This window comes from Pseudomonas sp. NFACC16-2, assembly GCF_900119205.1.
GTDB classification, from domain to species: Bacteria; Pseudomonadota; Gammaproteobacteria; order Pseudomonadales; family Pseudomonadaceae; genus Aquipseudomonas; species Aquipseudomonas fluorescens_Q.
Genome location: NZ_FPIX01000011.1, coordinates 30,048 through 43,683, shown reverse-complemented (window position 1 = coordinate 43,683; position 13,636 = coordinate 30,048). Strand labels below are relative to the sequence as shown.

Annotated in this window: 12 protein-coding genes; 6 read left to right on the top strand and 6 right to left on the bottom strand. The window is 61.3% G+C overall.

All coding sequences use genetic code 11. The features are described from left to right. Nucleotides 1–204: 204 nt before the first annotated feature. The 5 genes from BT116_RS11880 (at nucleotide 205) to cfaB (ending at nucleotide 7,540) form a co-directional block, all read left to right on the top strand. A complete protein-coding gene (locus BT116_RS11880; RefSeq protein ID WP_072343624.1) occupies nucleotides 205–2,166 on the top strand; it encodes a protease modulator HflK in 1,962 nt (653 codons plus the stop codon). Continuing rightward, on the top strand, nucleotides 2,163–3,203 hold the full coding sequence (gene hflC / locus BT116_RS11875; protein WP_072343621.1) for a protease modulator HflC: 1,041 nt from the start codon (nucleotides 2,163–2,165) through the stop codon (nucleotides 3,201–3,203). Before BT116_RS11880 ends, hflC begins: the two co-directional genes overlap by 4 nt. Continuing rightward, nucleotides 3,200–4,252: a protease modulator HflK gene (gene hflK, locus BT116_RS11870; RefSeq protein WP_072343618.1), complete on the top strand. Its 1,053-nt coding sequence runs from the start codon at nucleotides 3,200–3,202 to the stop codon at nucleotides 4,250–4,252. The genes hflC and hflK overlap by 4 nt, the downstream gene beginning before the upstream one ends. Further along, nucleotides 4,249–6,168, top strand: coding sequence for a heavy metal translocating P-type ATPase (locus BT116_RS11865; protein WP_072343615.1), 1,920 nt, complete (start codon nucleotides 4,249–4,251; stop codon nucleotides 6,166–6,168). The genes hflK and BT116_RS11865 overlap by 4 nt, the downstream gene beginning before the upstream one ends. Before the next feature lie 184 nt (nucleotides 6,169–6,352). Continuing rightward, nucleotides 6,353–7,540: a C17 cyclopropane fatty acid synthase CfaB gene (cfaB, locus tag BT116_RS11860; RefSeq protein ID WP_072343613.1), complete on the top strand. Its 1,188-nt coding sequence runs from the start codon at nucleotides 6,353–6,355 to the stop codon at nucleotides 7,538–7,540. On the opposite strand, the gene cls is transcribed toward cfaB, so the two are convergent. Next, complete coding sequence (cls, locus tag BT116_RS11855; RefSeq protein WP_072343610.1) at nucleotides 7,537–8,976, bottom strand: cardiolipin synthase; 1,440 nt, start codon at nucleotides 8,974–8,976, stop codon at nucleotides 7,537–7,539. The genes cfaB and cls overlap by 4 nt on opposite strands. A 141-nt stretch (nucleotides 8,977–9,117) precedes the next feature. On the opposite strand from cls, the gene BT116_RS11850 reads away from it, so the two are divergent. After that, complete coding sequence (locus BT116_RS11850; RefSeq protein WP_072343606.1) at nucleotides 9,118–9,639, top strand: DUF3617 domain-containing protein; 522 nt, start codon at nucleotides 9,118–9,120, stop codon at nucleotides 9,637–9,639. 93 nt (nucleotides 9,640–9,732) lie between these two features. Here the strand turns inward: BT116_RS11850 and BT116_RS11845 are convergent, their stop codons facing one another. The 5 genes from BT116_RS11845 to BT116_RS11825 all read right to left on the bottom strand — a co-directional run bounded on the left by BT116_RS11845 (nucleotide 9,733) and on the right by BT116_RS11825 (nucleotide 13,556). Beyond that, nucleotides 9,733–10,608 (bottom strand): metal ABC transporter substrate-binding protein, encoded by an 876-nt coding sequence (locus BT116_RS11845; RefSeq protein ID WP_072343603.1) that lies wholly within the window; start codon nucleotides 10,606–10,608, stop codon nucleotides 9,733–9,735. 11 nt (nucleotides 10,609–10,619) lie between these two features. Next, nucleotides 10,620–11,486, bottom strand: coding sequence for a metal ABC transporter permease (locus BT116_RS11840; RefSeq protein ID WP_003207012.1), 867 nt, complete (start codon nucleotides 11,484–11,486; stop codon nucleotides 10,620–10,622). Continuing rightward, nucleotides 11,486–12,154 (bottom strand): metal ABC transporter ATP-binding protein, encoded by a 669-nt coding sequence (locus BT116_RS11835; RefSeq protein ID WP_072343600.1) that lies wholly within the window; start codon nucleotides 12,152–12,154, stop codon nucleotides 11,486–11,488. The genes BT116_RS11840 and BT116_RS11835 overlap by 1 nt, the downstream gene beginning before the upstream one ends. Next, nucleotides 12,151–13,047, bottom strand: a complete 897-nt coding sequence (gene folE2 / locus BT116_RS11830) for a GTP cyclohydrolase FolE2 (RefSeq protein WP_072343597.1) — start codon at nucleotides 13,045–13,047, stop codon at nucleotides 12,151–12,153. Before folE2 ends, BT116_RS11835 begins: the two co-directional genes overlap by 4 nt. A gap of 116 nt (nucleotides 13,048–13,163) precedes the next feature. Then, nucleotides 13,164–13,556, bottom strand: a complete 393-nt coding sequence (locus BT116_RS11825) for a glutamine synthetase (RefSeq protein ID WP_072343594.1) — start codon at nucleotides 13,554–13,556, stop codon at nucleotides 13,164–13,166. Between the last annotated feature and the right edge of the window lie 80 nt (nucleotides 13,557–13,636).

Sequence of the window (13,636 nt, the reverse complement as noted above, 5' to 3'; positions counted from 1 at the left end):
GGCCTGATAGAAAATTATGCTCGTAATATGAGCGTTTCCGCAGATTTCGGTCAAGGCTTAAGTCAAGAGGCCTGCGTTGGCCTTGTCATGAAGAATTCAAAACGGAAATTTCACAGGAATCGTTATAAGGTAACGGCTTATAACGCAGCCTCAGTGGCATTTGTCCACGGGCCGGATTTTGATCGCCACGAGTGTTGGGGTGGTATGCAAGTCGATCTTGATATCGAAGGGGCACAGGTGGCCGAATGGCCGCGTTTTCAGCAAGCGTCATTCCAAGGGCGCCGCTTGAAGCAGATCGCCTTCGCCCTGGGAAGCGTGGCGGGTTTGGGGCTGGTACTGGCATTTTTTATCGGGGTGTTTTCGCCGCAATCGCTGTGGCCGGTTCTGCTGGTCAGCCAAGGTGCGGGACTCTGGGTGTTGGTGGCGGGTTTACAATCGGCCTGGTGGGTGACGCAATGGCGTAGCAGGGCGCTGCTGCCAGCTGTGGATAACCTGCCTGTGGAAAACGAACCTGTTGATAACCTGGGTTGGTATGAGCGGCTGCTGGAGCGAATCGGCGCCCGCGGGGTCGGTCTGCTGAAACAGATCGGTGCGCCTGCGTTGTGGCTGGCCGGTTGGTCAGTGCTGGTATTGCTGGGTCTGGAGCAAGCCTGGAATTTGCAACTGCCGGCCGCCGCCCTCGGTGTCTCCGCCAGTGTGGGGGCGGTGTTGTCGTTGTTGTTGGCATTCGGGCTATTAGTGTTCGAGCGGCAATTGGCCCAGCAATCTCCCGTGGAGTGGCCGGAAGCGCTGCCGCTGGCGCAACTGACGCGGGTGGCGATCATCGTGCTGGTGCTCGGCGCTTTGTGTTTGTTGTTCGTCGCAGAAACGTCCATCTGGCCGCTGCGCCTGGCCGTGCTGATGGGGCTGTTGCCGGGCGTGGTGGCGGCGGAGTTTTTGCTGCGGGCTGTGCTGTCGTTATTCATTCCGCGCCGGGACGCCCTGGAACCGACGCTGCTGGGCCGCAGTGTCATCGCCGATCTGCTGCGCTGGCCGCCGCAACCGTTGCTGGCCTTGCAACATGAACTGCACAACCGTTTTGGCATCGACTTGCGCCAGATCTGGGCCTTCAGCTACATGCGCCGGGCTTTTTTGCCGGTGGTGGCGCTGGTGGCGCTGGTGGGCTGGTTGTTGACTGGCGTGCACGAAGTGCCGCTGCAGGGGCGTGGCATCTATGAGCGCTTTGGCAAACCGGTAGAGGTGTTCGGCCCGGGCTTGCATGTCGCGTTGCCTTGGCCGTGGGGCAGGGTGCTCAACGTCGAGAATGGCGTTGTGCATGAACTGGCGACCAGCGTCGCGGAGAATCGGGCAATGGTCGAGGCTGAACCGGCGGAGGGACCGGCGCCGGCAATCGCCAATCGGTTGTGGGACGCCAGCCATGTGAATGACAAGTCCCAGGTCATTGCCAGTCGTCGTGCCGACCAGCAGAGCTTCCAGATCGTCAACATGGACGTGCGCTTTGTCTACCGCATCGGCCTGACGGACGCCGCGGCCTTGGCGGCGACCTACAACAGCGCCGATGTGCCGACGCTGATCCGCAGCACCGCCAGCCGCATCCTGGTGCATGAGTTTGCATCGCGCACGCTGGATGGTTTGCTGGGGGCTGACCGTGTCAGCCTCGCCGATGAAATCGGTCGCGCGGTCCAGGCTGATTTGCAATCGCTCGATAGCGGTGTGGAAATCCTGGCGACGGTTGTGGAGGCGATTCATCCACCGGCTGGTGCGGCCAATGCCTACCACGGCGTGCAGGCGGCGCAGATCGGCGCACAGGCATTGATCGCCCGAGAGCGCGGCGCGGCGGCCGAACAGACCAACCAGGCACAACTGCAAGCCAGCGTCGCCCATGACCAAGCCACGGCTACCGCCCGGGAAATCAACGCAACCGCCCAGGCCGCCGACCTGCGCTTCAGTGCCGACCGCAAAGCCTACGCCACCGCGGGACACGCTTTTGTGCTGGAGCATTACCTGGGCCAACTCAGCCAGGGCCTCGCCAATGCCCGGTTGCTGATTCTCGACCATCGCCTGGGCGGCAGCGGCAACGCGCCGACCATCGACTTGCGTACCTTCACGCTGCCGGCAGACCCTGCGTCGCCGCGTAACCCTGTCCCGCCAGGAGCTGCCCATTGAGCCAGTCCTCTTCACACGATCACCACGACCACGCTGGTCACGATCACGGCCATGCCGGTCATCAACATGGTCATCACCACCACCATCATGGCGATCCGCAGCAGGCCGGTCCGTTCCCGTGGCGGCGCATGGGTTGGGCGGCGTTGCTGGTGGCGTTTGCCATTGCGGCCGCAAGCCTGGTGCAAGTGCGCTCGGGGGAGGCCACGGTCATCACCCGTTTCGGTAATCCGGCGCGGGTGCTGCTGCAACCTGGCTTGGGTTGGCGCTGGCCGGCACCGTTCGAGGCGGCGATTCCGGTGGACCTGCGGTTGCGCACTACGTCCAGCGGTTTGCAGGATGTCGGCACTCGTGATGGGCTGCGGATCATCGTCCAGGCCTACGTGGCTTGGCAGGTGCAGGGTGACCCGGAAAACGTGCAGCGTTTCATGCGCGCGGTGCAGAACCAACCGGACGAAGCCGCACGGCAGATCCGCACCTTCGTCGGCTCGGCGCTGGAAACCACCGCCGCCAGTTTTGACCTGGCGAACCTGGTTAACACCGATGCCAGCCAGGTGCGCATCGCAGATTTCGAAGCTCAGCTGCGTCAGCAGATTGATCAGCAGTTGCTCACCACTTATGGCGTGCGCGTATTGCAAGTCGGCGTTGAGCGCCTGACCTTGCCCTCGGTGACGCTGACGGCGACGGTGGATCGCATGCGCGCCGAGCGTGAAACCATCGCCACCGAACGCACCGCCATCGGCAAGCGCGAAGCGGCGCAGATTCGCTCCGCCGCAGAACGTGATGCGCGAGTCTTGCAAGCCGATGCCACGGTGAAAGCCGCGGATATCGAAGCGCAGTCGCGAGTAGAAGCGGCTGAGATCTATGGTCGGGCATACGCCGGCTCCCCGCAGCTCTACAATCTGCTCCGTTCGTTGGACACCTTGGGCACCATTGTCAGTCCCGGGACGAAGCTGATTTTGCGCACCGATGCGGCGCCATTCCGTGTCCTGGTGGACGGTCCGGTTTCCGTGGACAGCAAAGGTGGAACACAACCATGAGTTTGGTTCCACGTGGAACAAACGAGTTATCCAGCCCGTGGATCCAGGCTGGACGCCTGGCATTTCTTGCGCTTTACGCCGTCACGGTATTGGCGGCGTTAGCCTGGCTCTTTTCCAACGTGCGGCAGATCGATCCGCAGAATCGCGCGGTGGTGCTGCACTTTGGCGCCTTGGACCGCATCCAGAATGCCGGTCTTTTGTTGGCGTGGCCTCGTCCTGTGGAACAAGTCGTCTTGCTGCCCGCTGCGGATCGGGTGCTTGAGCGGCGGGTGGAGAATCTGCTGCGCTCGGATGCGGCCCTGCAGGCTGATCGTGTTGCCAGTTTTGCCACGCCGGTTAGCGATGCTTTGGCCGGTTCTGGTTATTTATTGACCGGTGATGCCGGCGTGGTGCAACTCGATGTACGAGTGTTCTACAAAGTCACCGACCCTTATGCCTTCGTCTTGCAAGGTGAACATGTCCTGCCGGCACTGGACCGATTGGCGACCCGCAGTGCCGTGGCCCTGACCGCAGCCCGGGACTTGGACACCATTCTGGTGGCTCGCCCCGAACTGATGGGCAGCGACAACCAGGCGGCCGAACGCCGTGAACGCTTGCGTGGCGATCTGGTGCAGGGGCTTAACCGACGCTTGGCTGACTTGGCAGCGACGGGGCAGGGGTTGGGCATCGAAGTGGTGCGGGTCGATGTGCAATCGAGTTTGCCGGGGCCGGCGGTGAGTGCCTTCAACGCAGTGCTGACGGCCGGCCAGCAGGCCGATAAAGCCGTGGCCAACGCGCGCACCGAAGCCGAAAAGCTCTCCCAGGCCGCCCGCCAAGACGCCGACCGTGCCGTGCAAGTTGCCCATGCCCAGGCCAGCGAACGACTCGCCAAGGCTTCGGCCGACACGGCCACGGTGCTGGGCCTGGCGAAGACCCAAGGCAGCGATCCGCAAATGCTGCTGCGCCTGTATCGCGAACGCATGCCTGCCATCCTTCGCCAGGCCGGTTCAGTGACGACGATCGACCCGAAAGACGATGCCCGTCTGATCATCCAGGGAGCCGGACAATGACCGCCCAAACCAGCGCCGCACCGATGTTGTCCTCGACGGAACAACGCATCGCCGCTCGGCAACTGACCTTGGCGATGCTCGCCCTCGGCTTGCTCGCATTGGGACTGGTATGGCGCGGCTGGTCGCCAGAGCAGAGCGGTGTCAGCCAACTGCTATTGGGGTTCGCCTCGCTATTGGTGGCGGTGCCGGTGATGCGTTCGGCCTGGTACAGCTTGCGTTACCCAAGCCTGCACGGGATTACCGACCAACTCATCGCCCTGGCGATGCTCGGTGCCTGGGCCACTGGCGACCTGCTGACGGCGGCGTTGTTGCCGATCATCATGATCTTCGGACATGTGCTGGAAGAGCGCAGCGTCATTGGCTCCCAGGAGGCGATCCATGCCCTTGGCCAACTGACCCGCAGTCAAGGTCGCAAGGTGCAGGCCGACGGTTCGATCATCGATGTCGACAACGCGACACTCCAGCCCGGCGATGTCGTGGAGGTGCGCGCTGGCGATCGAGTACCGGCCGATGGTCGGGTGTTAACCGGCCAGGCCAGCCTCGACACCGCACCCATCACGGGTGAGTCGGTGCCGTTGGAGGCTGTGGTCGGTACAGAAGTCTTTGGTGGCGCGATCAATCTGGATGGCCTGTTGCGCCTGGAAGTGACCCGGACCGGCGAAGAATCAACCCTGGGCAAAGTCATCGCCCTGATGCAAAGCGCCGAACGCTCCAAGCCACCCATCACTCGCTTGCTGGAACGCTACGCCGGCAGTTACCTGGTGCTGGTGTTGCTGCTGGCGGCGGTGACCTGGTTCGTGACCAACGATGCCCAGGCGATGCTGGCGGTATTGGTCGCCGCCTGTCCTTGTGCGTTGGTGCTTTCGGCACCGGCCACCGCCATTGCCGGGATCGCGGTGGCGGCGCGCCACGGGATCCTGATCCGCAGCTCGGCCTTCCTGGAAGAACTGGCGGACCTGACGTCGTTGGTTGTCGATAAGACCGGTACTTTGACCTACGGCGTCCTGCGCCTGCAATCCATTGAACATGCCCAGGATGCTCCTTCATCGTTGCTGTTGCCTTTGGCTGCCAGCCTCGGTTCGGCCAGCAGTCATCCGGTCAGTCGGGCGTTGGCAGGGCTGGCGGAACAGGAAGACTGCCTGGCGCTGACGGACATCCATGAGCGCCAGGGGTTGGGGGTGGTCGCGATGACCGCCCAGGGCGAAGCGGCGCTCGGGCGACCGGAGTTGTTTGCACAACTGGGCATTCAAACGTCAGCGGTCCCGGAGCATGACGGCCCGATTGCCGGCCTGGCCCTGGACGGGCAATTCCTCGCCTGGCTATTGCTGGCCGACAGCGTCAAGCCGGAGGCGCGGGTTGCCATGGCCGAGCTGCGCGAGCTGGGCCTGGGACGTCAGTTGCTACTGACCGGCGACCGCCAGAGCGTGGCCACGACCCTGGCCCGGGATGTCGGCATCGGCGACCTGCAAGCCCAGGCCCTCCCTGAAGACAAACTCAAACGGGTCATGGCCGAAATCGACCATGGGTTCCGCCCCATGGTGGTGGGCGATGGCATCAACGATTCCCTGGCGCTCAAGGCTGGAGTGGTGGGTGTCGCAATGGGCGCAGGCGGTGCTGACATCGCTCTGGCGTCGGCAGACATCGTGCTGATCGGCAGCGACTTGCGCCGCCTCGGCACCTGCGTGCGACTGAGCCGCCAATGCAGGCGCACGTTGCAGGTCAACGTGATCATTGGCTTGGGCTGGACATTGGCAATCGTCGCCTTTGCCGCCTTCGGCTGGCTCGGTGCGGCGGGGGCGATGATCGCCGCGCTGCTGCATAATCTCAGTACCCTGCTAGTGCTAGGTAATGCGGGGCGATTGCTGCGGTTCCAGGAGCCGCTCCTGAAAATCCAAGCGAAGGGAGCCGTTGGATAACCCTTGGCGAACTGTGCGTCACCCTTGCAGTCTCTGTTGGAGAGGGCGTACCCATACTGGCGTTACCCGGCACAAGGAGTGAATTTGGGACAGTGATAGAGAAAGGCTATAAATTCGATAGCCTGCTATTTTTCTATGATGGTCTACCCTCATTTCAGACGTCTGAAACAAGGGGGGATTATTCATGCTCGCGCAACTTCCACCGGCCTTACAGAATCTGCATCTACCGCTTCGGTTGCGGCTGTGGGATGGCCATGAGTTTTCACTGGGTGACGACCCCAGTGTCACGATCGTGGTCAAGGACCCACAAATGGTCGCGCAATTCACCCATCCCAGCCTGGATGCGCTAGGAGCGGCATTCGTCGAAGGCAAACTGGAACTCGAAGGTTCGATTCACGAAGTCATTCGTGTCTGCGATGAGTTGAGCCAGGCCTTGGTCGAGGATGACACCGACAATCCGCCTGTGCGATCGCTCCACGACAAGGAAACCGACGCCAAGGCCATCTCCTATCACTACGATCTTTCAAACGCGTTCTATCAGCTATGGCTCGACAGTGACATGGCCTATTCCTGTGCCTATTTCGAGACGGGCGGTGAAACCCTCGAACAGGCCCAACAAGCCAAATTCCGCCACTTGTGCCGCAAACTGCGATTACAGCCGGGTGACTACCTGCTGGATGTCGGTTGTGGGTGGGGCGGCCTGGCCCGTTACGCGGCACGCGAGTTCGGTGCCAAAGTCTTCGGGATTACCCTGAGCAAGGCGCAGTTGGCACTGGCTCGGGAACGGGTCAAGGCAGAAGGCCTGGAGGATTCGGTCGAGTTGCAATTGCTGGATTACCGCGACCTGCCTCAGGACGGTCGTTTCGACAAAGTGGTCAGCGTCGGTATGTTCGAGCATGTTGGCCACGCTAACCTCGAGCAGTATTGCAAGACGCTGTTCGGCGCGGTGCGTGAGGGCGGGTTGGTGATGAACCATGGCATCACCGCCAAGCACACCGACGGCCGTCCGGTCGGTCGGGGTGCCGGTGAATTCATCGAGAAGTATGTATTCCCCAACGGCGAGCTGCCGCACCTGTCGATGATCTCTGCCGAGATCAGCGAAGCGGGGCTGGAGATCGTCGACGTGGAAAGCCTGCGCCTGCATTACGCGCGCACGCTTGATCATTGGAGTGAACGCCTGGAGGACAATCTCGAGGCCGCCGCGAAGGAAGTGCCGGAACAGGCGTTGCGGATCTGGCGTCTGTACCTGGCCGGCTGCGCCTATGCGTTCGCCAAGGGCTGGATCAATCTGCACCAGATCCTGGCGGTGAAGGCCCACGCCGACGGTAGCCATGAGTTGCCCTGGACCCGCGACGATATCTACACCCCTTAGAGAATCGGGGAAATAAGCCGGGCGATCCGCATGCCGATCTTTTGCAGGCGGTGGGTCTCCCGGCTTTCCTGTTTGTCGATTTCCACGGCTTGGGCGAAGTCCTGCTCAAGCATCTGCTCGACCTCGGTGGCGAACGGAATATCCACCGTGAGCAGCATGACTTCGAAATTCAAGCGGAACGAACGGTTGTCCAGGTTCGCACTGCCGATGGCGCTGATTTCACTGTCGATCAGCACCACTTTCTGATGCAGGAAGCCCGGCGCGTAACGGAACATCCGCACACCGGCCCGCACCGCCTCAAACGCATACAGGCTCGACGCGGCGTAGACGATCTTGTGGTCTGGCCGCGAGGGTAGCAGGATGCGCACGTCCACCCCGCGCAGCACCGCCAGGCGCAAGGCCGCGAACACCGCTTCGTCGGGGATGAAGTAAGGCGTTGTGATCCAGACTCGCTCGCTGGCCGCATGGATAGCCTCGACGAAAAACAGCGAACAGGTTTCGTAGGCATCGGCCGGGCCGCTGGTCAGCAGTTGGCAGAGCACACCGTCGTCCGGGTAGGTGTCTGGCAGGATCAGCGGCGGCAGCGAACGGGCCGCCCAGAACCAGTCCTCGGCAAACGACTCTTGCATACTCCCCACCACCGGGCCGCAGACTTCGACATGGGTGTCGCGCCAAGGCGCCAGGGGCGGCTTTTCGCCCATGTATTCATCGCCCACGTTGTGCCCGCCAACGAAGCCTAGAACGCCATCCACCGCCACTATCTTGCGGTGGTTGCGAAAGTTGACCTGGAACCGATTGAGCCAGCCGCTGCGGGTGGCGAAGGCTTTCACGTGGACGCCACCGTCGCGCAACGCCTGGACGTAGCGGTGGGGCAGGGAGTGGCTGCCAATGCGGTCATAAAGCAGATACACCGCCACGCCTTCGGCGGCTTTTTTCAGAAGCAGTGTCTGCAGGCGCAGGCCGAGGCGGTCGTCGTGGATGATGAAAAATTGAATCAGCACGGCCTGCCGCGCGTTATCGATGGCCTGGAAGATTGCCTCGAACGTGGCCTGCCCATTGACGAGCAAGCGCACCTGATTGTTCGCCAGGCACGGTGTGCGCCCCAGCTTGGGCATGGCCCGTAGCGAGTCGTAGGCCTGGGAGGCTCGGGCGGTCAAAGCCTCTTCAACCCACGGCCGCCAGTTCAGCTCGGAGATCGCCTTGCGCATCTCTTCGTTGGCTTGTCGGCGCGCCTTGATGTAGCCATCAAAAGTGCTGCGCCCGAAAACCAGGTAAGGGATCAACGTCAGGTAGGGAATAAACAGCAGCGACAGGGCCCAGGCAATCGAGCCTTGGGCCGTGCGCACCGTCAATACGGCGTGGACGGCGGCAATGAAGCCCAGGGTGTGAAGCAGCGCGATCAGGTAACCGAGAACATGCGGGCCGAAATAATCCATGGGGCATTCTTGCTCCGGAAGTTTCAATGCTTAACAGACCATGTTCCATGGCGAATGTCGCTATTTAATTCACTCGGCCCGGGCCTGAACCGAAGGCTGTGGGCGGCGTCTAACGGCCACTTGTCCTCTGGAGTTTATGCAATGAATGTTCGTCTGCTGGGTGTGGCCTTGGTGATGGGGTTGTCGGTTCCGATGGCGGCTCAGGCGCAGATGCTCCAGTCGGGGTTATGGGAGCTGACTACCAGCAACATGAAGGTCGATAACCAGAACCTTCCGGACTTGCAATTGATCCTGGGCCAGGTGCAGAACCAGATGACTCCGGAGCAACGGGCGATGCTGGAAAAGCAGGGCATTACCATGGGCGGTAAAGGCATCCGCGTCTGCCTGACCCCGGCGCAGGTACAAACCAATGACATTCCGCTGCAAGACCCGCAATCGGGTTGCAAGCAGCAGATCACCGAACGTACCGGCAATCAGTGGAAGTTTCGCTTCAGTTGCCCGAAAGCCCAGGGGAACGGCGTCGCGACGTTCCAGAGCGATCGTGAGTTCACCACCAAGGTCAACGGCACGTTCAATGCCACCGGCATCCAGCAGAACGGTAGCCTCGACACTCGCGCGGTATGGCTGGGGCAGGATTGCGGGACGGTCAAGCCGAGGGCTTGACCGTTTCAGGCGTAGAGGACTTTGTGGCGAGGGAGCTTGCTCCCGCTGGGCTGCGCAGCAGCCCCAATGCTCCTCACCCTTTACACCGTCAGATCAAGGCCGACTCAACGCCTCATACAACGTATTGAGGTTGTATTCGAAAAGACCAGTAAAGGTGCTGGCCGGTCCATGGGTCGCGAGTGCATCGGAGTACAGCGTACCGCCGATGTGCGCGCCGCTCTCGTCGGCGATCTGCTTGAGCAGGCGTGCGTCCTTGATGTTTTCCATGAACACCGCTTTGACCTTCGTCTGGCGGATCTGGGTAATCAGTGCCGCGACTTCTGTCGCCGACGGTTCACGCTCTGTGGATAAACCCTGGGGCGCCATGAACTCGATGCCATAGGCCTGGCCCAGGTAACCGAATGCGTCGTGGGAAGTCACGATCTTGCGATTGCCGGCAGGCAATGCACCGAGCTTGGCCTTGGCTTCGGCGAGCAGGGCATAGATTTTCTTCAGGTACGCCTGGCTGTTGCGTTCGTAGTCGGCCTTGTTGGCCGGGTCGGCTGCTTCCAATGCCTTGGTGATGTTGCTGACATACAGCTCGGCGTTCGCCAGGTTGTGCCACGCGTGCGGGTCGGGGATGGTCTCGCCATCCTCATCCAGTGAGCGCGGGATGACGCCGCGACTGGCGCTGACCACCGGGGCTGTGGTTTCAGTGCTGGTCACCAGGCGATCCAACCATGGCTCGAAGCCCAGTCCGTTCTTGATGATCAGTTTTGCCTTGAGCAATGCCTTGGCGTCGTCTGGCGTGGGTTCGTAGGTGTGTGCATCGGCGTCCGGCCCGACCATGTTGGTGATGTGGATATGCTCACCGCCGACCTGTCGGGTCATGTCGGCGAGGATGCTGAAGCTCGTCACCACCTGAAGCTTTTCGGCGGCGGACAGGGACATGGACAGCATCAGACTGAATAGCACGAGCAGAACGCGCATCGGGAAACACCTCATTGGGATGTGAGCAAAGGCGGGCGGCGCAGCAAACCGTGCACCGGCCCGAATACCACCGACAGTAGATACAACGCGCCCGCCACCAGTACGATGGACGGCCCGCTGGGCAGTGAGTAGTAGAAGGACAACAACAGGCCAAGCCACACCGAGAGGCAACCGAGCAGCGCCGCGATCAACATCAGCAGTGGCAGGCGACGGCTCCAGAATCGCGACGCGGCGGCCGGCAGCATCATAAGGCCCACCACCATCAGTGCACCGATGGCTTGGAAGCCGATCACCAGGTTCAACACCACCAGGGTCAGGAACACGCCATGGGCCAACGGGCCGAGACGACTGACGGTTTGCAAAAACAATGGGTCCAGCGTATCGAGCAGCAACGGTCGATAAATCAACGCCATCGCCAACAGGCTGGCTCCAGAAACCCACAGCATGCCGGTGAGCGTCGGGCCATCTACCGCCAATGCCGAGCCGAACAGCAAGTGAAGCAAGTCCAGGCGTTTACCGGCCATGCCGAGGATTAACACGCCGGCTGCCAGGGAAATGGGATAAATCGCCGCGAGGCTGGCATCTTCCCTTAGACCGGTACGCCGGGTAATCCAGGCGGCCAGCCCGGCCATGCTCAGGCCCGCGCCCAGGCCGCCGATGGTCAAGGCTGGCAGGCTCAGCCCGGCGAACCAGAAACCCAGGGCGGCGCCAGGCAGAATGCCGTGCGCTACGGCATCACCAATCAAGCTCATGCGCCGAAGAATCAGGAACACACCCAACGGCGCCGTGCTGCACGCCAGCACCAGGCCGCCAAGCAAGGCCCGGCGCATGAAGACAAACTCTTGAAACGGTTGCCAGAGATGTGTGGCCGCAAGCATCAGGCCACCCACGTGTGGGGTTGTTGAGCGATCAAGTCGACGCTGCGGCCCAGCACGCAGCCGGTGTTGCTGATCAGCAGCGCATGGGGGATATGTTGGCGGACCGCTGCCAGGTCATGGCACACCACCACGACGGTTCGGCCCTGGGCATGCCAGTGATGGAGGTGTTTCCACAGCAGCGCCTGGCCCTGTTCGTCGAGGGCGGCGTGGGGTTCGTCGAGCAATAGCAATGGCGCTTCGGCCAGGCTCAGGCGAGCGAGCAGGGCGCGTTGCAACTCGCCTCCAGACAGCGCCATTAGCGGACGATGTTCGAGTCCGGTCAGCGCCCAGTCGGCCAGCACGGTCTGGAGCAATTGCCTTCGCTTCGCTGGCGTGTGTCGATTACCCCAGGAACCGGCCGCCACCAACGATTGCAAACTGATGGGAAATTGCCGATCCAGATGTTGCTGCTGCGGCATGAACGAAACTCCACCACGGCGTGGAACATCCAAGGTGACTTTGCCGGAGAGCGGTTTTTGCATCCCCGCGAGCACTTTCAACAGGCTGCTTTTGCCCGAGCCGTTGGCTCCGATGATGGCGGTAAGGCTGCCAGCCGGTCGCTGCATCGTGAGCGGCGGTGTGAGAGGTTGTCTGGGGGCGCCCCAGCGCAGCGCTTGGCAGTTGATCATGATGCCTCCCGGGTCCAGCGGCTTTGCGCCACGGCGTCATGGGCGTGCAGGCTTTCGGCGTGAACGACGCGTACATTCAGCGCAACAATGTCGGGTGACCGGCTCAGGGCGATGCTTAATCGCCGCGCGGCGTCTTCGCAGAACATCAGGTTTTGGCCGTTGGCCAGGGCGAAGGCCTGTTCATCGGCGCGCTTGACGGCGGTTTGCACAGCGGTGCCGAGGGCTGCTTCGGCTTCGTTGATGAAAGACTGTAGCGGCAAATCGTCGGCATCGGCGTTCAGGCGCAAACTCAAGAACGCCGTACTGCGTTGGCTATGAGGGGTGGCAACAATGCCGTTCGATGAACCTAGCCAGGCCAGGATCTCGGCGTGTTCAAGTTTCTTGTTAGCGAAGTCGTCGACGAATTGCTGTTGGATCAATTGCCGGGCAAGAGCGGCCGAACAAGGGCAGGTGGAGGAATAGGGAATCTGGATGTTCAGTTCCACGTGGAACATTGCGTTTTTCAAGTGGGCTTCGATGCTCACGGGGTAACGTTTCCAACCCATCAGCGGGCTGATGAGTGCCGGACGCTTGAGCAGCAGGTCGGTATGCACACTGAGCGATGCCGCGTGGGACAAGCCTTCGTGGCTGTCGAGAAATTGCTGGAGGATTCGGCGCAATAACGCTGGCGAAAGCGCAGCCTCTTCGAGCAGCTCCAGCGCCAGGTATAAACGTGACATGTGAATGCCGCGCGCTTCACCGTCGTCAAGGCTGACACCTGCGTCGGCCATTGCGCTAAGACGCTGGCCGTCAATCAACACCGGTGTTGCGATGCCACACATACCCACCCAATCAAGGGGTAGGGCTTGACGTGAAGCCTGCGCAGCGATGTCGGGCAGGGTTAACGCGTTCATGGTCAAGGTCCATCGAAGGTTCAAAGCTACATGTTATAGTATAACGTGTGATTTAAAGGAACCTTTTCCATGAAAGGATTTTCATTTCCCCAAACGTTCACGTTCCACGTGAAACATCAGCGCGATGAATCCTGGCAGCCGTTCATACGTCCGCATACAAATGCACCCGCACTGCCACCAGAGCTTGAGAAACGATTGAGCGTCGTCCAGCCCACACGCCGGCTGTATCCGACCCAACTTTCTCCATCCGATGCCAAACCAGTAAAGAAGGTGAGCTGACCGTAACGGCTGTTTGTTTGCGCCCAATAACGACGACTGGCGGCTTCAAAACCCCGCAAATAAATGGTGTTTCCCGCCGTTGCGACGCTGTAGGCATTGCCCTGAATGTCCACGCACGCCAGCAGATTCGCACTGCGGGTGCAGTTCGCCAGGAGTGGAGTTTGGGCCGAAGCGCATAACACCCACAGCAATAACGGGCTCGCCAATACGAATTTCAGATGACTGCGCATGGAATGATCTCCAACCAATGCGGGACGGCGGGGTGGTTGAATTGTGTTGTTATACTATAACATAAAAAGCGAACCCCTGA

Excerpts from the sequence above, each read along its gene's own strand:
- BT116_RS11850 (WP_072343606.1), top strand. The coding sequence starts at position 9,118 with ATGAATGTTCGTCTGCTGGGTGTGGCCTTGGTGATGGGGTTGTCGGTT.
- hflK (WP_072343618.1), top strand. The coding sequence starts at position 3,200 with ATGAGTTTGGTTCCACGTGGAACAAACGAGTTATCCAGCCCGTGGATC.
- BT116_RS11840 (WP_003207012.1), bottom strand. The coding sequence starts at position 11,486 with ATGCTTGCGGCCACACATCTCTGGCAACCGTTTCAAGAGTTTGTCTTC.
- cls (WP_072343610.1), bottom strand. The coding sequence starts at position 8,976 with ATGGATTATTTCGGCCCGCATGTTCTCGGTTACCTGATCGCGCTGCTT.
- BT116_RS11865 (WP_072343615.1), top strand. The coding sequence starts at position 4,249 with ATGACCGCCCAAACCAGCGCCGCACCGATGTTGTCCTCGACGGAACAA.
- BT116_RS11825 (WP_072343594.1), bottom strand. The coding sequence starts at position 13,556 with ATGCGCAGTCATCTGAAATTCGTATTGGCGAGCCCGTTATTGCTGTGG.
- BT116_RS11835 (WP_072343600.1), bottom strand. The coding sequence starts at position 12,154 with ATGATCAACTGCCAAGCGCTGCGCTGGGGCGCCCCCAGACAACCTCTC.
- folE2 (WP_072343597.1), bottom strand. The coding sequence starts at position 13,047 with ATGAACGCGTTAACCCTGCCCGACATCGCTGCGCAGGCTTCACGTCAA.
- BT116_RS11880 (WP_072343624.1), top strand. The coding sequence starts at position 205 with ATGCAAGTCGATCTTGATATCGAAGGGGCACAGGTGGCCGAATGGCCG.
- cfaB (WP_072343613.1), top strand. The coding sequence starts at position 6,353 with ATGCTCGCGCAACTTCCACCGGCCTTACAGAATCTGCATCTACCGCTT.
- BT116_RS11845 (WP_072343603.1), bottom strand. The coding sequence starts at position 10,608 with ATGCGCGTTCTGCTCGTGCTATTCAGTCTGATGCTGTCCATGTCCCTG.